The organism is Oceanicaulis sp. LC35 (assembly GCF_052055585.1).
Classification (GTDB): Bacteria; Pseudomonadota; Alphaproteobacteria; order Caulobacterales; family Maricaulaceae; genus Oceanicaulis.
On sequence record NZ_CP170485.1, the window covers coordinates 2,990,539 to 3,008,386 of the forward strand.

The 17,848-nt window shown below is 62.6% G+C and carries 21 protein-coding genes; 9 read left to right on the plus strand and 12 right to left on the minus strand.

Annotated elements, in window-relative coordinates; translation table 11 throughout:
- Window positions 1-14: 14 nt before the first annotated feature.
- From ACFELO_RS14095 to ACFELO_RS14120, 6 genes are all read right to left on the minus strand, one after another.
- Window positions 15-431 (minus strand): Fur family transcriptional regulator, encoded by a 417-nt coding sequence (locus ACFELO_RS14095; protein WP_440958404.1) that lies wholly within the window; start codon window positions 429-431, stop codon window positions 15-17.
- Between the two features lie 104 nt (window positions 432-535).
- Complete coding sequence (locus ACFELO_RS14100; protein WP_440958405.1) at window positions 536-979, minus strand: GNAT family N-acetyltransferase; 444 nt, start codon at window positions 977-979, stop codon at window positions 536-538.
- Window positions 976-1,623 carry a tRNA (adenosine(37)-N6)-threonylcarbamoyltransferase complex dimerization subunit type 1 TsaB gene (tsaB, locus tag ACFELO_RS14105; protein WP_440958406.1) on the minus strand — a complete coding sequence of 216 codons (648 nt, stop codon included), beginning with the start codon at window positions 1,621-1,623 and terminating at the stop codon, window positions 976-978. Before tsaB ends, ACFELO_RS14100 begins: the two co-directional genes overlap by 4 nt.
- Before the next feature lie 3 nt (window positions 1,624-1,626).
- Window positions 1,627-2,265: a malonic semialdehyde reductase gene (locus tag ACFELO_RS14110; protein WP_440958407.1), complete on the minus strand. Its 639-nt coding sequence runs from the start codon at window positions 2,263-2,265 to the stop codon at window positions 1,627-1,629.
- Window positions 2,266-2,356: 91 nt separating this feature from the next.
- Window positions 2,357-2,917 carry a NifU family protein gene (locus ACFELO_RS14115; protein WP_440958408.1) on the minus strand — a complete coding sequence of 187 codons (561 nt, stop codon included), beginning with the start codon at window positions 2,915-2,917 and terminating at the stop codon, window positions 2,357-2,359.
- Window positions 2,918-3,008: 91 nt separating this feature from the next.
- Window positions 3,009-3,485: a universal stress protein gene (locus ACFELO_RS14120; RefSeq protein ID WP_440958409.1), complete on the minus strand. Its 477-nt coding sequence runs from the start codon at window positions 3,483-3,485 to the stop codon at window positions 3,009-3,011.
- Between the two features lie 71 nt (window positions 3,486-3,556).
- Here ACFELO_RS14120 and ACFELO_RS14125 point away from each other — a divergent pair, with 71 nt between their 5' ends.
- Window positions 3,557-4,141 (plus strand): hypothetical protein, encoded by a 585-nt coding sequence (locus tag ACFELO_RS14125; protein ID WP_440958410.1) that lies wholly within the window; start codon window positions 3,557-3,559, stop codon window positions 4,139-4,141.
- Here the strand turns inward: ACFELO_RS14125 and ACFELO_RS14130 are convergent.
- Window positions 4,138-5,034 carry an ATP-grasp domain-containing protein gene (locus tag ACFELO_RS14130; protein ID WP_440958411.1) on the minus strand — a complete coding sequence of 299 codons (897 nt, stop codon included), beginning with the start codon at window positions 5,032-5,034 and terminating at the stop codon, window positions 4,138-4,140. The two genes, ACFELO_RS14125 and ACFELO_RS14130, sit on opposite strands and share 4 nt — an antisense overlap.
- Window positions 5,035-5,172: 138 nt before the next feature.
- Between ACFELO_RS14130 and ACFELO_RS14135 the strand changes: the two genes are divergently transcribed.
- The 6 genes from ACFELO_RS14135 to ACFELO_RS14160 all read left to right on the plus strand — a co-directional run bounded on the left by ACFELO_RS14135 (window position 5,173) and on the right by ACFELO_RS14160 (window position 12,144).
- Window positions 5,173-6,174 (plus strand): adenosine kinase, encoded by a 1,002-nt coding sequence (locus ACFELO_RS14135; RefSeq protein WP_440958412.1) that lies wholly within the window; start codon window positions 5,173-5,175, stop codon window positions 6,172-6,174.
- Between the two features lie 220 nt (window positions 6,175-6,394).
- Window positions 6,395-8,440, plus strand: a complete 2,046-nt coding sequence (locus ACFELO_RS14140) for a putative bifunctional diguanylate cyclase/phosphodiesterase (RefSeq protein WP_440958413.1) — start codon at window positions 6,395-6,397, stop codon at window positions 8,438-8,440.
- 301 nt (window positions 8,441-8,741) lie between these two features.
- On the plus strand, window positions 8,742-9,368 hold the full coding sequence (locus ACFELO_RS14145) for a hypothetical protein (RefSeq protein WP_440958414.1): 627 nt from the start codon (window positions 8,742-8,744) through the stop codon (window positions 9,366-9,368).
- 33 nt (window positions 9,369-9,401) lie between these two features.
- A complete protein-coding gene (xth, locus tag ACFELO_RS14150) occupies window positions 9,402-10,211 on the plus strand; it encodes an exodeoxyribonuclease III (RefSeq protein ID WP_440958415.1) in 810 nt (269 codons plus the stop codon).
- Between the two features lie 121 nt (window positions 10,212-10,332).
- Window positions 10,333-11,685 (plus strand): protoglobin domain-containing protein, encoded by a 1,353-nt coding sequence (locus tag ACFELO_RS14155; protein WP_440958416.1) that lies wholly within the window; start codon window positions 10,333-10,335, stop codon window positions 11,683-11,685.
- A 9-nt stretch (window positions 11,686-11,694) separates the two neighbouring features.
- Window positions 11,695-12,144, plus strand: a complete 450-nt coding sequence (locus tag ACFELO_RS14160) for a BLUF domain-containing protein (protein WP_440958417.1) — start codon at window positions 11,695-11,697, stop codon at window positions 12,142-12,144.
- Here the strand turns inward: ACFELO_RS14160 and ACFELO_RS14165 are convergent.
- Both ACFELO_RS14165 and ACFELO_RS14170 read right to left on the minus strand, forming a co-directional pair.
- Window positions 12,125-12,739, minus strand: coding sequence for a helix-turn-helix transcriptional regulator (locus ACFELO_RS14165; RefSeq protein ID WP_440958418.1), 615 nt, complete (start codon window positions 12,737-12,739; stop codon window positions 12,125-12,127). The two genes, ACFELO_RS14160 and ACFELO_RS14165, sit on opposite strands and share 20 nt — an antisense overlap.
- Before the next feature lie 188 nt (window positions 12,740-12,927).
- Window positions 12,928-13,614, minus strand: coding sequence for a response regulator transcription factor (locus tag ACFELO_RS14170; RefSeq protein ID WP_440958419.1), 687 nt, complete (start codon window positions 13,612-13,614; stop codon window positions 12,928-12,930).
- 325 nt (window positions 13,615-13,939) lie between these two features.
- On the opposite strand from ACFELO_RS14170, the gene ACFELO_RS14175 reads away from it, so the two are divergent.
- Window positions 13,940-14,449, plus strand: a complete 510-nt coding sequence (locus tag ACFELO_RS14175) for a L,D-transpeptidase family protein (RefSeq protein ID WP_440958420.1) — start codon at window positions 13,940-13,942, stop codon at window positions 14,447-14,449.
- On the opposite strand, the gene ACFELO_RS14180 is transcribed toward ACFELO_RS14175, so the two are convergent.
- Window positions 14,446-15,141, minus strand: a complete 696-nt coding sequence (locus tag ACFELO_RS14180) for a YggS family pyridoxal phosphate-dependent enzyme (protein ID WP_440958421.1) — start codon at window positions 15,139-15,141, stop codon at window positions 14,446-14,448. The two genes, ACFELO_RS14175 and ACFELO_RS14180, sit on opposite strands and share 4 nt — an antisense overlap.
- Between ACFELO_RS14180 and ACFELO_RS14185 the strand changes: the two genes are divergently transcribed.
- Window positions 15,140-15,751, plus strand: a complete 612-nt coding sequence (locus ACFELO_RS14185) for a thiamine phosphate synthase (RefSeq protein WP_440958422.1) — start codon at window positions 15,140-15,142, stop codon at window positions 15,749-15,751. The genes ACFELO_RS14180 and ACFELO_RS14185 overlap by 2 nt on opposite strands.
- 4 nt (window positions 15,752-15,755) lie before the next feature.
- Here ACFELO_RS14185 and ACFELO_RS14190 read toward each other — a convergent pair whose 3' ends face one another.
- Both ACFELO_RS14190 and ACFELO_RS14195 read right to left on the minus strand, forming a co-directional pair.
- Window positions 15,756-16,319, minus strand: a complete 564-nt coding sequence (locus ACFELO_RS14190) for an NtrZ family periplasmic regulatory protein (RefSeq protein ID WP_440958423.1) — start codon at window positions 16,317-16,319, stop codon at window positions 15,756-15,758.
- 97 nt (window positions 16,320-16,416) lie between these two features.
- Window positions 16,417-17,601 carry a hypothetical protein gene (locus ACFELO_RS14195; RefSeq protein ID WP_440958424.1) on the minus strand — a complete coding sequence of 395 codons (1,185 nt, stop codon included), beginning with the start codon at window positions 17,599-17,601 and terminating at the stop codon, window positions 16,417-16,419.
- Window positions 17,602-17,848 lie beyond the last annotated feature (247 nt).

Sequence of the window (17,848 nt, forward strand, 5' to 3'; positions counted from 1 at the left end):
CGGTTAACGCGCCTCTATTTGCCGTCCTCGATCTTGATGCCGTAAAGCTCGAGCCGGTGATCGACCAGCTTGTAGCCCAATCGCTTGGCGATCGCTTCTTGCAGGCGCTCGATCTCTTCATCCACGAACTCGACCACATCGCCGGTTTTCAGGTCAATGAGGTGGTCGTGATGGTCGTCAGACGCCTCTTCATAGCGCGAGCGGCCATCGCGGAAATCATGGCGCTCGATGATGCCCGCTTCTTCAAACAGGCGCACGGTGCGGTAGACCGTGGCGAGCGAGATGCGCGAATCCACTTCAGACGCGCGACGATGCAGCTCTTCGGCGTCCGGGTGGTCTTCAGCCTGGGAGAGAATGCGCGCAATGACACGGCGCTGTTCGGTCATGCGCAGGCCTTTTTCCACGCAAAGCTTCTCGATCCGGTCCGGCATCGCCATCTCCCTTGGCTGTGGGGTTTGAACCCCGTCAGTGACTTGATACCCAGCCTCGGCGGGGCGTGTCCATATGTCGCGCGAAAACTAACTCAGGTCCGGGCTCAGACCAGATCGCGCGCCAGCACCCGTGCGGCGCTGCCATCGCGGTAATAGCCCTTGCGCAGGCCGATCTGGCGATAGCCCTCGCGCTCATAGAGCCCGCTGGCGGGTGCATTGCGTTCAGACACTTCCAGAAACAGGCGTTTGGAGCCGGCGCGGCGGGCGGCGAGCTCCGATTGCGCCAGGAGGAACGCCCCGACGCCCGTGCGGCGTGCGGCGGGCAGGACCCCAATGGTCAGAAGCTCGCATTCTCCCGCCACGCTGCGAATGAGCGACAGGCCCTGTGGCTCCTCATGGGCGCGGGCGATCAGGCCCTGAACCCCTGACGAGGCGAGAAGCCTTGCAAAATCGGCTTCGCTCCAGGAATCGGGAAAGCAATCGGCATGAAGGGCGGCATAGAGGTCGGCCGCTTCCGGTCCCGCCTCGAAAATCTCGGGCAGGCTCATGCCGGGGTCTTGCCGCCGGGCAGTTTCGCATCCGGTGGCCGGGCATAGAGCGGAGAAGGAGAGGGCGCGTCCGCAGCCGCGCGTTCGGTCAGCGCCAGAAGCTCATGCAGGGGCGGCGCCGGATCAAAATGGCTGGGATCCGCGCCCAGATGCACGGCGCCCGAGCCGGTCAGGATCACATCGCCAAAGGCTTCAAACTCATCCGCCGCGTCCCGCGCATCCCCATAGCTGACCTCGGTGACCGGGCGGCCATGGGTGAAGATGCGCCAGACGAGATCGCCGCGCCTGGCGTCGTGGATCGCCATGACCGTGCGGTCGCCTTCAGCATCAGCGCGCAAGGCGAGGGCGTCGAGATTGGAGACGCCCAGCGCCTTCGCGCCCGTCGACAGCGCCAGACCCCGGACAAAGGCGACGCCCACGCGCGTTCCGGCGAACCCGCCGGGGCCGATATTGACCCCGACCCGGTCCAGCGATGGAGGGCTGATGCCTGCATCCTCAAGGAGCTCGGCCGCCATCGGCGCCAGCCGTTCGGCATGGCCGCGTCCGATGTTTTCAGCCCGTTCAAACACACCATCCCCGGTGCTCACCGCGCAGGCGCACCAGGGACCAATCGTGTCCACCACCAGCAAGGCGGGTTTCGTCATGTCTTACTTCAAAAGCTTGGCGCCCTGTTCGAAGGCGAGCTTCGGCAGACGCGGGAACAGTTTCTCAGTGGTGCCATAGCCCACATTGATCAGGAAGTTGGACCGCCAGGCGCCCATTTCAGAGTCATTCTTGAAGAATTCCTCGTCCACGCCGTCCTTGTCGAAACCGGACATCGGACCGCAATCAAGGCCCAGCGCGCGCGCCGCCATGATCAGATAGGCGCCTTGCAGGGTGCCATTGCGGAAGCCGTTCTCAAAGCGGGCTTCATCGGAAGCGAACCAGTCCTTGGCTTCAGGGGCATGCGGGAAAAGCTGGGGAATCTTGTCGTGGAAGTTCCAGTCCCAGGCCAGAACCACCGTCACCGGCGCGGTCATGGTCTTTTCGACATTGGACTCAATCAGGTGCGGCTTGAGCCGTTGCTTGCTTTCACCCGTCAGGAACAGGAAGCGCGCCGGAGACTGGTTGGCGCTGGTCGGACCATATTGCAGCAGCTCATAGAGTGCGCGAATGGTGGTTTCCGAAACCGGCTTGTCTTCCCACGAATAGAAAGTCCGCGCGCCGCGGAACAGCTGATCAAGCGCATGGTCGCTCAGGACCGAATGGCGATCTTCCAGGGCGAGCGGGGCTTGGCTGTCAGACATGGGAGGCTCCGGATACGGTAATGGGATAATGATCAGATGCGATATCCGATCGTTTCTGTAACGACCATCGCGTGATTTGGTTCTGAAGCGATTAAAGCACCGCTTCGACGCTCGATACCTCTGGCACATAGTGTTTGAGGAGATTCTCGATGCCCTGTTTGAGGGTCAGCGTCGAGGACGGGCAGCCTGCACAGGCGCCGCGCATGTGAAGGTTCACCACGCCCGTCGCCTCGTCATAGCTGTGAAAGACGATATCGCCGCCATCGCGCGCCACAGCCGGGCGCACGCGGGTATCGATGACATCCTTGATTTCCTTCACGATCCCGGCGGCTTCGCCCTCATAGGCGGCGTGGCCGTCATCCTCGGCATCAGCAAACAGGGATTTGCCGCTTTCCAGGCAATCCATGATCGCGCCCAGAACGGCGGGCTTGATATGGGGCCAGTCCACGCCTTCCGCCTTGGTCACCGAGATGAAGTCCTGACCGGCGAAGACCCGGATCACGCCATCCACGCGGAACAGTTCGCGCGCCAGATAGGAGGGTTCCGCCTCTTCCGGGGTCGCAAAATCACGCGGGCCATCCATGGACACGGACTGGCCGGGCAGGAATTTCAGCGTATCAGGGTTCGGGGTGTCTTCGGTCTGGATAAACATGACGGGCTTTCCGGGCGCTTGTTTCGCCCTTGAAATGGCCTTCTGGCCGGACGCGTTCAACCCCAGAAACAGTAGGGGGAAATGCGCTGGTTCAGGTCAGCGCCTTGATGTCTTCGCGTGACAGATTGCCCGGCACCACCGTCACCGGAATGGTGCGCTCCTCAAACAGGCCCTTGCCGCGGCCCAGCGCATTGACCAGCGGGCCCGGTCCGTCCTTGCCCACAGCCGCGCCCAGCACCAGGATCGAGATCGCCGTATCGCTCTCCAGAAGCTCGCGAAGCGCCTCGATGAGATTGCCTTCCTTGAGAATGACTTCAGGCCGGGTCTCGGTGACCTCCTCCACATCCTCAGACAGGCTTTCGAGCGCCTCTTCAGCGGCGGCGCGGGCTTCGGCGCGCATGGTCTCGCCCACGCCCAGCCAGTGTTCGAACCCGCCTTCGGTGTTCACAACAGCCAGAACGGTCACAACGCCGCCGGTATTGCGGGCGCGTCTGGCGGCGAAATAGGCGGCTGACCGGCTTTCATCGGTGCCGTCGGCAATCAGCAGGAATTTACGGGGTGCGCTCATGAGCGAACGTTGCCGCGTTCCGTCATTTCCGGCAAGAGGGCGTGTAAACGCCCGCACTGAGACAGATCGCCATGACTGACGCCCCGATCGCCCGACTGAAAGATCGCCGCAACCCGATCAATCCCGCCCGTGAGGTGATCCTCTATCCGGACCGGATCGAATGGGTGGAGAGCGGTAAGCTGGAGCGCCGTATCGCGCTGGACGCCGTGTCCAGCGTACGCTTGTCCGTCGAGCTGGCGGGCCAGCAAAGCCAGGTGGTGTGCCGGATCGGCGGACCGTCCGGCGAGATTGTGTTCGGCAGCCGCAAGGCGGTCAGCCCCGGCGTCTGGGACGACAATGCGCTTGAGTTCCAGACCTTGCTGGTGCGCGTGCATGAAAGCCTGCGGCCCCGGTTTGACGGTGTGCGCTTCACCGAAGGCCAGACCCTGGGCTTCCGGCTCCTGATGGGCGGGATCGGCGTGGTCATGACCAGCATGGCCATCAGCTATATGGGCTGGATGCTGCTCAAGTCAGACAACACCATGCTCGCCCTCGCCGGGCTGCCCTTCGCCGTCATCGGCGGATATCTGGCGTTCGTCTTCCGTCCCGGACGCCCTGTGCCCTATGACCCTGAAGGCCTGATCACGCGCTTCAAGGCCGTGCCCAAAACCGACTAGCCGAGCTTGTCTTTCAGCGCCTTTACAAAGACCTGACCCAGATCCGGACCCTGTTCGGGGTAGAGATAGGGCTCGATGATCTCGAGCTCCATCAGCACGAGCTCGCCTTCAAGACCGCGCACCATGTCCACGCGGGCATAGAGGAACGCCTCCTCGCCGGTGATCTCGCGCGCCGTGGACAGCACCTTGCGCGCCAGCGCCAGCTCGTCCTCGCCCGGCGTCCAGACCATTTCGGTCGCGCCATAAAGCGACTGCACCCGATAATCTCCCGATTTGGGGCGCTTGTTGAGCGCGTGAGAGAAGCGGTCGCCAAAGAAGATCATCGAGTATTCGCCCTCCGCCGGCACGCCGGGCAGGAAGGGCTGGATCAGACAGGCGCCCAGCGGCAAATCATCGGCAGAGGGCAAGGGCTCGCCCTTTTTGATCAGGGCCTGACGCCAGGCGCCGCCGCCCACCAGCGGCTTGACCACGATTCTGTCCCCGCCAAAGCGTTCAAAGCCTTGAGCAATCGCGCTGGCGTCCGCCTTGTCCGCCCAGAGGGTGGGGATGGAGGGCGCGCCCGCAGCCTCCATTTCGCGCAGATAGGTCTTCTCGATATTCCAGCGCACCAGGGACGGGCTGTTCCAGACCGGCGCGATGGCGTTCAGCCGATCCAGGGTCTTGAGAAACAGATCCAGCTTGGGCGGGTAATCCCAGACCGTGCCCACCATGAAGCCGTCATAGACCGAAGCGTCGAAATCCTGATCCCAGATGCACGCTTCCAGTGAAATGCCAGCCGCCTCACAGGCTTTTGATAACGCGCCGAATTCGAGGTCGAACTCGAACCAGTCCTCCCGGGCGCCGGGACGGTCTTTCATCATGTCGGCGGAGGTCAGAAAACAGATGCGGGTCATGGGTTTTCCTGAAGCTTGTGGCGCTGGCGCCTCCGCTTACCGCGCCTCCTGCCGCTTTACCAGAACCTGTCTGCGGGTTGAGTTTGCGCAAGCCGCGCGGTACACGCGCCCCGATTTCAGCTTCAGGAAGTTCCGCTCATGACCGATACCCGCTTCGACGTTCTTGGCGTCGGCAACGCCATTGTGGACGTGCTCGCCTCTGTGGACGACGCCTTCATCGAACAGCACGGCCTGGCGAAAGACGCCATGCTGCTGATCGACGAGGAGCGGGCCAATGCGCTGTATGAAGCCTTTCCACCGGCTCAGGAAATTTCCGGCGGCTCGGCCGCGAACTCGCTGGCGGGCGTAGCAAGTCTTGGCGTGCGCGGCGCCTATATCGGCAAGGTCGCCGATGACCAGCTGGGCGAGGTCTTCGCCCATGATCTGCGCTCGATCGGCGTGCATTACGACACCAGGCCCCTCAAGGACGGCCCGTCCACGGCGCGCTGCCTGATCGCTGTGCCGTCTGACGCCCGCCGCGCCATGAACACCTTCCTGGGCGCGTCCACAATGATGGATGAGGATGATATCGACGCCGATCTCGTCAAATCCGCGACCGTCACCTTCCTTGAGGGCTATCTGTTTGACCGCCCGGAAGCCAAAGCGGCATTCGTCCGCGCGTCGGAAATCGCCCAGGCCGCCGACCGCCGCGTCGCCCTGACCCTGTCGGACCTGTTCTGCGTGGATCGTCACCGCGACAGCTTCCGTCACCTGGTGAAGAACCATATCGACGTGCTTTTCGCCAACGAGGCCGAGATCAAGGCGCTCTATGAAGTGGATGATTTCGAGACCGCGCTGGCGAAAGTTCGCGCCGAAACCCGCGTCGCCGCCATCACCCGCTCTGAAAAAGGCGCGGTGATCGTGTCCGGCGACGAAGAAGTGCGTGTGGACGCTGATCCGGTCGAGCATGTGGTGGACACCACGGGCGCTGGCGACCAGTTCGCCGCCGGCTTCCTGGCGGGCTATTCGCGTGGCGCAGACCTGTTCACCTGCGGTCGTCTGGGTGTTATCGCCGCCGCCGAAGTGATCTCCCATATGGGTGCGCGCCCGCTGGTGTCGCTGAAGGATCTGGCGGCCAGCAAAGGCGTCTCTCTGGACTAAAAGCCGGGCTGAATTCAGCCGTAAAGACTTCCCGAGACTCATCAAGGACTCTGCTTTTGCAGGGTCCTTTTTGATTTCCGGGCCGTCCTTAACCTGATTTTTAGCACATCAGTTCAGGCTGAGGCTGTATCGCGTGCATTTCGCACGCTCCTCGCCTGCAGCTGGGGTCCTGATGGCGCCGATCCGACACGCAATTTCCAGAGTCATGCGATCTCTGGTCATGAAATTCACTCTGCTTTGCGGGGTGATCCTTGTTGTCGCAACCACCGCGCTCATGGCTGTCGAATACCAGCTCAAGGCGCAGGACAACCAGGCCGCTGGCCTGGTACACGCCGAACTGATCACCGAGCTTTTCACCACCACCGCCGCCAATGCTGTCGCTGTCAGCGATATTGACGGGCTCAGCAACCGCCTGCTCGCCGATTTTGGCGCGCGCGACGATGTCAGCTCGGTCTATGTCGCCAACGTCAATCGCCGGGTCATCGCCTCCTATGGCGACGTGCAATACGAGATCGGCGACCGGGCTGCGGACCATCTGGTCCAGTCCGCCGTCGGCGCCGTGGACACCCGCGTTGAAATGGTCGGGGACGAGATCCGCGTCGCCGAGCCCGTTTTCTACAATGGCCGCCTGATTGGCGCCGTCGTCGCCACCGTGCCCATGTCCGCCGTGGTCACGCCCGCCATCGACATCATTGCGCGCCAGGTACTGATCGCTTCAGTCGCCCTTATCATCTTCCTGCCGCTGGTCGCGCTGATCGTGCGCAAGGCTCTAGGCCCGGTCCGTCGCCTGACCGAAGCCGCCCGGCTCGCCTCCTCGCGCAAGCTGGACCTGCGCATCGAAGTGAATACCGGCGATGAGCTTGAAGTTCTGGCGAATGCCTTCAACCGCATGTTTGCGCGCCTCGACGCGTCAGTGAAGCGCGTGCACCGCCTTGCCTATGTGGACATGATCACCGAGCTGCCCAACCGCGAGCGTTTCCGCAAGGAAGTCGAGCGCGTGGCGCGCGAGGCGACCGAATCCGGCGAGGAAGGCGCGATCCTGTTCCTTGATCTCGATCGCTTCAAACGCGTCAACGACTCCCTTGGCATTGGCGAGGGCGACCGGCTTCTGGAAGCCGTGGGCCGCCGCCTGCGCGAGGCTGTGCGCGGCTGGGATCTGTCGCAGGGCGAGCTGACCAAGGAACCGTCCATGGTGGCGCGTCTGGGCGGGGATGAGTTCACCGTTCTTTTGCCGCGCCTGCGCGACAGCGCCGACGCGGCGCGTCTGGCGCGCCGGATCGTGGATTCCGTGCGGCGTCCGTTCGAGATTTCCGGCCACCAGGTCTTCCTGGGGATTTCCGCCGGCATCGCCTGCTTCCCGCGCGACGGCTCGGATCCTGAAACCCTGCTGCGTCATGCGGACCTGGCCATGGCTTCGGTCAAGCGTGCGGGCGGCAATGCGTGCGAATTCTTTGAAAGCTCCATGAACCAGAGCGCGTTCGAGCGTCTGGTGCTGGAAAACGAGCTGCGCGAGGCCGTGCGCGATGACCAGCTGGTGGTGTTCTACCAGCCCAAGGTCTCCATGGTGGACGGCTCCATCGCCGGCGCCGAGGCGCTGGTGCGCTGGCGTCACCCGACCGCGGGCCTTCTGTCACCGGGCGCCTTCATCCAGGCCGCCGAAGAATGCGGCCTGATTGGCGAGATTGGCGACTGGGTGCTGCGTCGCGCCTGTCAGGAAGCCCAGATCCTGCGCGAGCGCGGCATGAATATCCCGGTCGCAGTCAATGTGTCCGCCATGCAGTTTGAAAGCGAAGGCTTCTCCCAGACCGTGCTCGAAGCGCTGCAGGATTCCGGTCTGCCGCCCGAGCTGTTGGAGCTGGAGCTGACCGAATCCACCGCCATGCGCGAGCCTGAGCGCGTGATCGAGCAGATCGAGCCGCTGCGTCGTCTGGGCGTCACCTTCGCCATCGACGATTTCGGCACCGGCCACTCCTCGCTGTCCTATCTCACCCGCATGCCGTTCGATGTCTTCAAGATCGACCAGAGCTTCGTGCGCGATATGAGCCAGGACGAGCACGCCCGCATCGTGGTCGAGACCATTCTGGCCATGGCGAAATCGCTGAAGCTGAAAACGGTCGCCGAAGGCGTGGAGACCAACGACCAGTACCGCGCCCTGCGCGCGCTGGGCGCCACCCTGGCCCAGGGCTATCTGTTCGGTCGTCCGATGCCGTTTGCGGAGCTGGAAACCTTCGCTGCGCCGGGCGGTCAGCAAAGCGTCGCCGGTTAGGCCTGATCACAACAGCGTGATACATAAATATCACGCACAAGGCCTTTCAACTTTTTAATTCGCTTTTCTTGCGTTTTGTGGCATTCTTACACCTGCAGCTGAGGGCTGCTCCTGAATGCGCACCGTCCCCCCGACGCTTCAGGATTGTCATGGCGTATCCCCCAGCGTCATGACAGCGCTCCGTCCCTGATGAGCGCGAGGCAAAACGCCCGGCGACTTCACCCCAGGTCGCCGGGCGTTCTTCATTCAGGCGCTACACCGCTCCCTGTCGTTCCGGCTCAAGCCGGGTTAAACAGGGCCCATGACCGATTTTGATCCCTCTCCCTCTGACTCCAGCGGCGCCGAAGACGAGATCGCGCGCCTGCTTGAGGAGATCCCGCTTCTGTACAAGGCGCGGGCCTTTGCTGAATCCGTGGGCGATCCCGCCTTCTTCTCGCGCCTGGGCGAGCCGCTGGATTCGCGCGAGATCGCGCTGGCGCGCGCCTATCTTGACGGTCTTGGCATTCCCGAAGCCGAGCCGGCCGAAATGGGAGACTGGTCAGACGCCATTGCGGCTGCAGAAACGCTTGATCGCGATCCCTGGGCCTGGGAGGCCGAAGAGATGCAGCGCGCCGCTCTGGTCGAACGCGCTCTGGAACGCCTTGATGAGCAGGCCCTGCAGGCAGCCTTGACGCTTGTCGCCTCCAAGATCGGCGAGCTGGCCAAACAGGCCGCCGAAGCCAGCGCCTCGGTTGATGACATGTATGACGAGGCGGTGATCAACGCCGCCGCCGGCGGTCTGGTCCAGGCCGCCCATGGCGCGGTTCTTGTCTTGCTGGCCGAAGCCGAGGACGATGAACCGCCTCATCCCTTCCTCGCCCGTTGGCGATTGTATGTGCGCGGCCGTTGGCCCGTTGGCGTCGCTGGCGCCACCTACAACATTCTCTGAGTTCCGCCTCACGCCCGTCTGTCAGGATTTCCAATGACCCCGTTCACGCTCGCCACCTGGAACATCAACTCGGTCCGCCTGCGCGCGCCCCATGTGGCGACTTTCGTGAAGGAGGCCCAGCCGGACGTGATCGCCCTTCAGGAAATCAAATGCCTGCCGGACCAGTTTCCGCGCAAGGAATTCGAGGAAATGGGCTTTCCCCATATTCACATCGTGGGTCAGAAAGGCCTGCATGGCGTCGCCATCGCCTCGCGCACACCCATCGAGCCGCTGGATCAGGACAAGTTGTGCCCGCGCGGCGAGGCGCGCTTCCAACGCGTGCGAGTGAACGGCGTTGAGCTTCAGAACTATTATATTCCCGCTGGCGGCGACGAGCCCGATCCCGAGATCAATCCACGCTTCGCCCACAAACTCGAGTTTCTCGAGCGCCTGAAGGGCTATGCCGCGGACCGGGCGAAGGAAAACGCGCCGCTCGTTCTGGTGGGCGATTTCAACATCGCGCCGCGTGAACATGATGTCTGGTCGCACAAACAGCTTCTGAAAGTGGTCTCCCACACCCCGGTCGAGGTTGAGGCCCTGAATGCCTGGCTGCATGCAGGCGAGTATCTCGATGTGGCGCGTGAACTGATCGACGAGCCGGAAAAACTGTTCACCTGGTGGAGCTATCGCTCCAAGGACTGGCGCGCCTCCAACCGGGGCCGGCGTCTGGATCATATCTGGGTCAGTCCGGCGCTGAAGGATGCTGCGCTCAAAGGCGGTCGCGACAGCTTTCGGATCTGGGACAACACCCGGGACTGGGAGAAGCCCTCCGACCACGCGCCGGTGACGCTGCGTCTTGGATAGGTATCTGTAATATATTTATAAATCGCCCTCAGTTGGTTATATCATATGTCTAATATGAATATGAATTACCGTTACTGAGGGCGTGAATCTCTCAACAGTCAGGGCGACTGGGGAGAGAGGTATGAACACTCAGGATCGCACGGATCGCCTGGATTTTCTGGGCTTTGACCCGGAGCTGCGCAAAGCCCTGACGCTTTGCGGCCCAACGGTCGAAGAGGCTCTGCCTCGCGCGCTGGACGCCTTTTATGCCGTTGTCCGTGCGAACCCGGCGACGCAGCGCTTCTTCAGTGACGATGCTCATATCCAGTCTGCGCGCCAGCGCCAGCACGCCCATTGGATGTCCATCCTGTCAGGCCAATATGACAGCGTCTATTTTGACGGCGTGCGCAAGATCGGTCTTGCTCACAGCCGACTGGGTCTGGAACCGCGTTTCTATATCGGCGGATACGCCCATCTCGCCTCAGCCCTGATTCGGGCCGTGGCGGCGCCGGTTGGCGCCTGGCCCCGCTTTGCCGCAAAAGACGCCGCCCAGCGAGCGCAACAGCTCGACGCGCTGGTCAAGGCGATCTTCCTGGATATGGAACTCGTGGTCTCTCTCTATCTCGAAGAGACCGAACTCAGCGCCGCGCATGAGCGTGACGGGATCGCCAGCACGTTTGAACAAGGCGTCGGCCATGTGATCCAGACCCTTCAAACCGTCTCTGAAACCACGGGCGCCGCGTCCGAAGAGGTCTCCCGAACAATCGGGACGACACTGGAACGCGCCATCAAGGCCGCCGCTGGCGCTGAAAGTTCAGCTGACAGCGTACGCGCCGTCGCTGCGGCGTCCGAACAGATGCAGGCGGCGACCGGGGAGATCGCCCAGCGCGCGCAAGCCCAGGCAGACATCGCCCGCAACGCAGAAGGACTCGCCTCCATGGCCACGACGGATATCGAACGGCTTAATCAGGCTGCAACCCAGATCGGGGGCGTGGTGACGCTGATCCAGCAGATCGCGGAACAGACCAATCTTCTGGCGCTCAACGCCACGATCGAAAGCGCCCGGGCTGGCGAAGCGGGCAAGGGCTTTGCCGTGGTCGCCAGTGAAGTGAAGCTGCTGGCCAGTCAAACCGCGCGCGCGACCCAGGACATTGGCGGCGAGATCGCCGCCATTCAGGCGGCCACCCACGCCGTCGTGGAGGCCATGGCCCAGATCCGGGACACGATCTCGCAGATCGCGGAAACCTCGACCAGCATCAGCGCCGCAGTTGAGGAACAGGCCAGCGCAACTGCTGAAATCACCCGCAGTTCCACGACCGCCGCCCAGGGCAATGAGGCCGTCGCCGTGGCCGCGTCTGAGATGGAGCAGTCCACGCGGGAGGTCTCCGGATCAGTCGCCACCATGACAACCGCTTCAGCCCGAATGCAGAGCTGTTCGGCGGAGCTGTCCGCCTCGGTGGACCAGTTCCTCACCTCACTCAGACGCGCCCTCTAGGAGACCGGAATGACCCTTGTTCGGCTGATTTACACCTCGTATCCGGCCTTTCCCACACGTGCGGGCTGGCTGACCGGACCGCTGGGCGAAATCGTCAGCGCGGGGCGTGACCATAACGCGCGCAATCAGATCAGCGGCATTCTGGGTGTCGAGGTGAACCGGTTTTTCCAGATCATCGAGGGCCCGCAAATCAATGTGCTGGAGACCTACAACCGGATTCGCACGGACAAGCGGCACTATGATGTCCAGCTCAGGCAGTCCTGCGAAATCTCCCAGCGCATGTTCAAGGACTGGTCTGTCGGCTTTGCGGCCCGCGCCTTCCTGCCGGCGAACGAACCCGCCCAGATCGATTTTGATGCGGCCACCCCCGACCTCATCATCAAGCGGGGCATTGTCCTGCGCCAGTATGGCGTCATCGCCGAAGCCGGTCTTGAAAGCCCTAGCGCTTCAGAATCCTGAAGGTGCGACCGTCCCGAACAGCCGCATCATAATCGTCCTGCTCGATGCTCAGATGATGGCTGTGTAGGGCTGTACCGCCCAGATCATCTGGAATGGCGGTGGACACGGCCTGAAAATAGCCCAGGCCTGACGGCATCATCGTCTGCCAGATATTCTCCACTACAAGGACCCGGCCTTCAAAGGCGCCGGCCTGTCTGAGACGGTCAAAATGGGTATCCACCTCCTCGCCCAGCAAGCCATCCAGGCGCTCGCCGCTTTCCAGCATGGCGTATATGCCGCCTTGCGAGCGGAACCCTTGCGAAAACTCGATGAGTTCAATGCCATCACCCTGCGCGCGGATCAGGCTGGCCGCCGTCGGCGCGGTACGCACCGCCAGACGCCATTGATCAAAGCAGGACCGAAAGCGGTTTTCTTCCAGCAGACGCAGGATCTTCGCGTGAAGCTGCAAGGAAGGCTGCTTGGTTCCAGATTCAATCCGGGAGTAATAGGCTTGGCTGATCCCCAGACTATCCGCCATGGCGGCTTGCTTGACGCCCGTCTGACGCCGGAACGTCGACAGCTGTTGAGCCAGGTGCATCTCCTGAATCTGTAACACGCATCCCCCCTTGTTATACCTAGGGTGATGCAATCGAACGCCTCGCCACCTCAAGGTATTTTATATACACATTACCTATATGGATATTGCACGGTCGTGTAGCCCATGCAGCTGAAATACTTGCGAAAAAAAACCGCCAGAGCCGGGTTCGGCTCTGGCGGATCAATGCTCATACCTGAGGTTGATGTTTACATCTGCAGGCGATATCCGCCGCTTTCAGTGATCAGAAGACGCGCATGCTGGGGATCGGATTCAATCTTCTGGCGCAGGCGATACACATGGGTTTCCAGCGTGTGGGTGTTGGCCTCGCGGTGATAGCCCCAGACCTGGTCGAGCAATTCCTCGCGCGCCACGGGCTGTCCGCCGGCGCGATAGAGGTACTTGAGAATATTGGTTTCCTTCTCGGTCAGACGGGTCTTGCGATCCTCGCCATCGATCAGAATCTTCATGGACGGCTTGAAGCGGTAGGGCCCGACCTGAAGCACCGCATCCTCGCTCTGCTGGTGACGACGCAGTTGCGATTGCACGCGCTCAAGCAAGACGACAAAGCTGATCGGCTTGGCCAGAAAGTCATCCGCGCCCGACCGCAAGCCCAGCACATGGTCCGCATCGCCGGACTGGGCGGTCAAAAGGATAATCGGCGTGCTCACCCCGTCCTTGCGCAAATGACGGCAGGCTTCGCGGCCATCCATGTCCGGCAGGCCCACATCAAAAATGATGATGTCCACCGGCTCTGACTTGGCCAGCTCCATGCCCGGCTTTGCGGCATTCGCCGTCAGCACCTTGAAATCGTCTTCAAATCCGAACTGCTCGGCCAGCGCCTCGCGCAGATCATCGTCGTCATCAACCAGAAGGATTGTCTTTTTGTTCGTCATGGTTCTGTCTCCAGTCGGGCGGACCGACAATGTGTGCCGACCGGTAGAAGTCTACCGGCAAGCCTTGCCTGTCCGCACCTGATTGCGCAACGGCAAACGCGCAATCTCTTTGCAGAACCGATGTACTTCAAACGGCGTGAAACTTGCCTGACGGCTTTGTGAGCCTTGCGAATTTTTTCGTGAGGCCTCCCGCCGTGGTGGGGGAGGCGAGCGGAGCGCGTCAACGCCTTGTCAAACAGGCGAATACGGCTCCGTCGCCGACCCCGCACGGTTGCGGATAAGTGTTACATATAAGGGGATTTCCCTAGACCCGCGGGGCTCCGCCATGCCGATCTATTCCGCCAGCGCCAGCCGCAAGCAGCTCCAAGGACCGGACTTCACAGCGCCGTGTGCGATCGGCCGATCCGGCGTGATTGAGGCGGAGAAGAAGACCGAAGGCGATGGCATGAGCCCGATCGGGCGCTGGTCCGTACGACGCGCCTACTGGCGCGCTGACCGCATCGACAAACCCGAAACCGGGCTGGTGATCGATCCGATCCGTCCCGATGACGGCTGGTGTGATGCGCCGCAGGATCCCGCCTATAACCAGCCGGTCCGCCTACCTTATCCGGCGTCATACGAGACGATGACGCGCGAGGACGGCCTGTATGATCTGGTTGTCGTGCTGGGCCATAATGACGACCCGCCCAAAGCCGGTCTCGGCTCGGCCATCTTCCTGCACTGCGCCTCGCCCGCCTTCAAACCGACCGAAGGCTGCGTTGCGATCGAGCGCAGTCGTTTGATCGAGCTGGTGAGCCGATTGACGCCTCGGGACTGGATCGAGATTGCGCCCTAATGAGCGTCTCGCTCACCAAAAAGCGCCGAACCAACCCGAACAGACGTCGCGCCCAGACGCACGCCCAGCTCGAAATCCGCACTCATCCCCATGGAGAGTTTCGCCACATCCGCCCGCGCCGCGAGCTTGGCGAGCAGGGCGAAATGGGGCGCAGCAGGCTCTTCCACCGGCGGAATACACATCAGGCCTTCCACCGGCAGATCGAGATCACGCCGGCAATGGCGCACAAACTCCACGCATTCATTGACGGCGAGGCCCGCCTTTTGCGGCTCATCACCTGTATTCACCTGCACATAGAGCGCCGGGCGACGCCCGGTCTTCTCCATGGCTTTGACAAGCGCGCCCGCGAGCTTTTCGCGATCCAGCGTCTCGATCACATCAAAGAGCGCGCAGGCGTCATCCGCCTTGTTTGATTGCAAGGGACCGATCAGGCGCAGCTCGAGATCGGGATAGCTCGTTCGGCGCTCTGACCATCGCTTCTGGGCTTCCTGCACCCGGTTCTCGCCGAAGATGCACTGCCCGGTCGCCAGCATGGCGTCCACGCGATCCTCAGGCTGGATCTTGGAGACCGCCACCAGATCAATGTCGGCGGGTGACCGCCCGGCCTGCTTGGCCGCTTTGGCGATCCGGTTCAAAATCTCGGCGCGCGCCGCAGCGATGCCGTCCGGTGAAGAGGGATAAAGGTCTGTCATGGGGATCAGGGGGTATGATGATACAGCGCGGCTGGCAAGTCTGGCCCGGCGGCTCGACGGGCCGCGCGGTGCGCTTCCCGCCCTGTTCTGCCTGACAGACCCACAGCGCACGCCGGACCTTGTCGCACTGGCGCACGCCTTGCCCACCGATATCGGCATGATCGTGCGCACATTCGGTCAGGAGAGGATCCGCCGTCAGGCCTGTGAGGTCGTGAGCATCCGTCAGGATTTAGGCGGGCTCTGCCTGATCGCAGCGGAGCCTGATCTGGCCCGTCTGACGGGCGCGGATGGCGTGCACTGGCCCGAACGACTGCTCAACCGCACCAATGTCCGACGCTCTTCAGGGCTGATCAGCACAAGCGCCCATAGCCCCATGGCCCTCAGACAGGCGCAGGGTCTGGCCGATCTCGCCTTTGTCTCCACCACGTTTGCGTCATACAGCCCGAGCGCAAAACGGCCCATGGGCGCGTTCAGGCTGGCCGCCTATGCATCGCACAGCCCCATGCCGGTCTACGCACTGGGCGGCGTGAATACCCGCACAATCAAGCGTTTGGAAAATCTCGGGATTTCAGGAGCTGGCGCTGTCGGCGCACTGGGCGGGCCGCGGTAAGCGCCTAGAAGCGGAACGCAGACTCAAACCGGATTTCCGGAGCCTTGTCCTGGCCGTCCTCGCCAAAGACCTGCTCTTCGGGCGAGGTGAAGCGGACTTCACCGCCAAAGCGGAAATGCTCGGAGAATTCGTAGAACGCGCCAGCGCTGAAGTCTTCAAGGTCAACGCCCTGAGCGCCACGCGCCGGAGCCATATATCCCAGGGTCACGCCCCAGCGATCACCCGCTTGCAGGTGGAACTCGTCAGAGGGCTGCGCCCAGACCGACCGGGTTTCGGACGGCGCCAGGGTGAAGCGCTCATACCAGGGCAGCGCCGACGCCGAACCGCGATCCTCGATCACGACCGGACGGGTCGGCGCGCTGATATCGGCCTGAGCCGTCTCGGAGGCGGCGCCCAGCGAGTCAAAGCCGCGCAGGGACAGCGTAAACGGTTCCAAAACCGGCGCCAGGCTAGCCCCGCCGGTCAGCGCGAACGCATTGTCCTGGCTGGAGTCTTGCGCATACGCCGAACCGCCGGCGCAGAGCGCGCCGGTGCACAGCAGTGTCGCAAGAAGCGTGTTGATACGCATGGGTCCATCCAGACAGTTCACACTCACATATAGCGGAGCGATGTGACGCTGGTAAGGCGCCTGACTGGCCGCAGGCGCACAATCAGGTCAGGGCGTGTCAAAAACGCAACCCTGTCTCCACAAGCAGTTGAAGACTGTCGCGGTCTGCGCCCGGCCCGTTCTCCCGCACGCTCATCACGCCCACGCCGATCAGGCCGCGCTCGCCCACCAGTCTGGACGCGCCCACGAGCACGCTCCGGCTCTCGGTCTCAACCAGATCACTGCGGCCATACCCCAGCTCCAGCCCGTAGACCCAATCGCCCTGCTCATAGGCCAAGTTCAGGCCCAGACTATGATAATCGGCGTCGAGATACCCGTCTGACCCGGTCAGACCCGACAGGTTCACCGTCAAATCGCCTGCTTCGCGGACAAGATCGGCGCGCACCAGCCAGGGATCGTCAAAGATCGCGGCCGCGGCCCCGTCCGCCTGCGCGTGTTCATAGCCCAGTGCAGCGCTCCAGCGCACGCCCGAGGACGGAATGCGCCGGTCAAAGCTGGCCGCCAGCGACCAGACCGATTTGAGATCGGCGCGCAGCACCTGACGCCCGGCCGGATGACAGCTCCGGGCGCAAGGATCGGCTTCGGGCGCAAAGGAAGCGGACACGCGCAAGCCGATAATCCGCTGGCTTTGCACCGATAGCCCGGCTGATCCCTCGGCCAGGCTGAGATTGGTGTCGGCGATATTCAGACCGCCGGGATCGATCGCGCCGCTCTGGGCCCGGCTCAGTCGAAAGACGTGCAAGGGCCGGGACGCTTCCTGAACCGCAGCGGTCTCCCCGGGTCCGGCCCGCAGTTTCACCCAACGCGTTTGCAGGTAAATCTGCGCTTTTTCGACCAGAATGCGCGAACTTGAGGCGTCCAGACCCGGATCGGACGACAATCCGGTCAGAAGCCCCGCGACCGGGAGTCCGCTCTCGACCGGACCTGTCAGACCCGGTCGGGCCAGGCCGCGACGGCCATCCCCGGTGGTCAGACGCGTCTGCGCCTCGACGCCAAAGCGCCAACCCCGGTCCGTGAAGCTTTCCGAAGAACCGCGCAACAACAGATCCGCATAGGGCGCATCCTTGGGCGCATGCGTATCGCCAAAACCGACCACAAGATCGAGATCAGCTTCGAACGAAAACTCTGTATCAGGAAAAAATCTGGAGAGCCCGGGAGCCTCCTGGCCCCATGCCGCTGTCGGCGCGGCCACGAGCCCGCCTGAGAAGACGCATGAAATCAGCGTCTTACGGAAACAGGTCATAACTCGTGGCCTCGCCGAACGGCCCCGTCCCCCCGGACGTGCCCTTGTTTTCTCCGACTATCAGCCCCGAACCGTCAAGCTGACGGCGCCGGTCTAACCGCAGATGTGAATATTTGTGACATGAAAACAACAGCTGTTCCTCCCAGAGCGCCAGCCTGAAGACTGGCGTCCCGGCACCGGCATGGTATAGAGCAATAAGACAAAGACGCGTCGAAGACCGGCGCAGAACTGCTTGGCCGGGAGCCGC

What these genes read in the sequence shown, in the direction of transcription:
- ACFELO_RS14095 (WP_440958404.1), bottom strand. Translation starts at nt 431, where the DNA reads ATGCCGGACCGGATCGAGAAGCTTTGCGTGGAAAAAGGCCTGCGCATG.
- ACFELO_RS14100 (WP_440958405.1), bottom strand. Translation starts at nt 979, where the DNA reads ATGAGCCTGCCCGAGATTTTCGAGGCGGGACCGGAAGCGGCCGACCTC.
- tsaB (WP_440958406.1), bottom strand. Translation starts at nt 1,623, where the DNA reads ATGACGAAACCCGCCTTGCTGGTGGTGGACACGATTGGTCCCTGGTGC.
- ACFELO_RS14110 (WP_440958407.1), bottom strand. Translation starts at nt 2,265, where the DNA reads ATGTCTGACAGCCAAGCCCCGCTCGCCCTGGAAGATCGCCATTCGGTC.
- ACFELO_RS14115 (WP_440958408.1), bottom strand. Translation starts at nt 2,917, where the DNA reads ATGTTTATCCAGACCGAAGACACCCCGAACCCTGATACGCTGAAATTC.
- ACFELO_RS14120 (WP_440958409.1), bottom strand. Translation starts at nt 3,485, where the DNA reads ATGAGCGCACCCCGTAAATTCCTGCTGATTGCCGACGGCACCGATGAA.
- ACFELO_RS14125 (WP_440958410.1), top strand. Translation starts at nt 3,557, where the DNA reads ATGACTGACGCCCCGATCGCCCGACTGAAAGATCGCCGCAACCCGATC.
- ACFELO_RS14130 (WP_440958411.1), bottom strand. Translation starts at nt 5,034, where the DNA reads ATGACCCGCATCTGTTTTCTGACCTCCGCCGACATGATGAAAGACCGT.
- ACFELO_RS14135 (WP_440958412.1), top strand. Translation starts at nt 5,173, where the DNA reads ATGACCGATACCCGCTTCGACGTTCTTGGCGTCGGCAACGCCATTGTG.
- ACFELO_RS14140 (WP_440958413.1), top strand. Translation starts at nt 6,395, where the DNA reads ATGAAATTCACTCTGCTTTGCGGGGTGATCCTTGTTGTCGCAACCACC.
- ACFELO_RS14145 (WP_440958414.1), top strand. Translation starts at nt 8,742, where the DNA reads ATGACCGATTTTGATCCCTCTCCCTCTGACTCCAGCGGCGCCGAAGAC.
- xth (WP_440958415.1), top strand. Translation starts at nt 9,402, where the DNA reads ATGACCCCGTTCACGCTCGCCACCTGGAACATCAACTCGGTCCGCCTG.
- ACFELO_RS14155 (WP_440958416.1), top strand. Translation starts at nt 10,333, where the DNA reads ATGAACACTCAGGATCGCACGGATCGCCTGGATTTTCTGGGCTTTGAC.
- ACFELO_RS14160 (WP_440958417.1), top strand. Translation starts at nt 11,695, where the DNA reads ATGACCCTTGTTCGGCTGATTTACACCTCGTATCCGGCCTTTCCCACA.
- ACFELO_RS14170 (WP_440958419.1), bottom strand. Translation starts at nt 13,614, where the DNA reads ATGACGAACAAAAAGACAATCCTTCTGGTTGATGACGACGATGATCTG.
- ACFELO_RS14175 (WP_440958420.1), top strand. Translation starts at nt 13,940, where the DNA reads ATGCCGATCTATTCCGCCAGCGCCAGCCGCAAGCAGCTCCAAGGACCG.
- ACFELO_RS14185 (WP_440958422.1), top strand. Translation starts at nt 15,140, where the DNA reads ATGGGGATCAGGGGGTATGATGATACAGCGCGGCTGGCAAGTCTGGCC.
- ACFELO_RS14180 (WP_440958421.1), bottom strand. Translation starts at nt 15,141, where the DNA reads ATGACAGACCTTTATCCCTCTTCACCGGACGGCATCGCTGCGGCGCGC.
- ACFELO_RS14190 (WP_440958423.1), bottom strand. Translation starts at nt 16,319, where the DNA reads ATGCGTATCAACACGCTTCTTGCGACACTGCTGTGCACCGGCGCGCTC.
- ACFELO_RS14195 (WP_440958424.1), bottom strand. Translation starts at nt 17,601, where the DNA reads ATGACCTGTTTCCGTAAGACGCTGATTTCATGCGTCTTCTCAGGCGGG.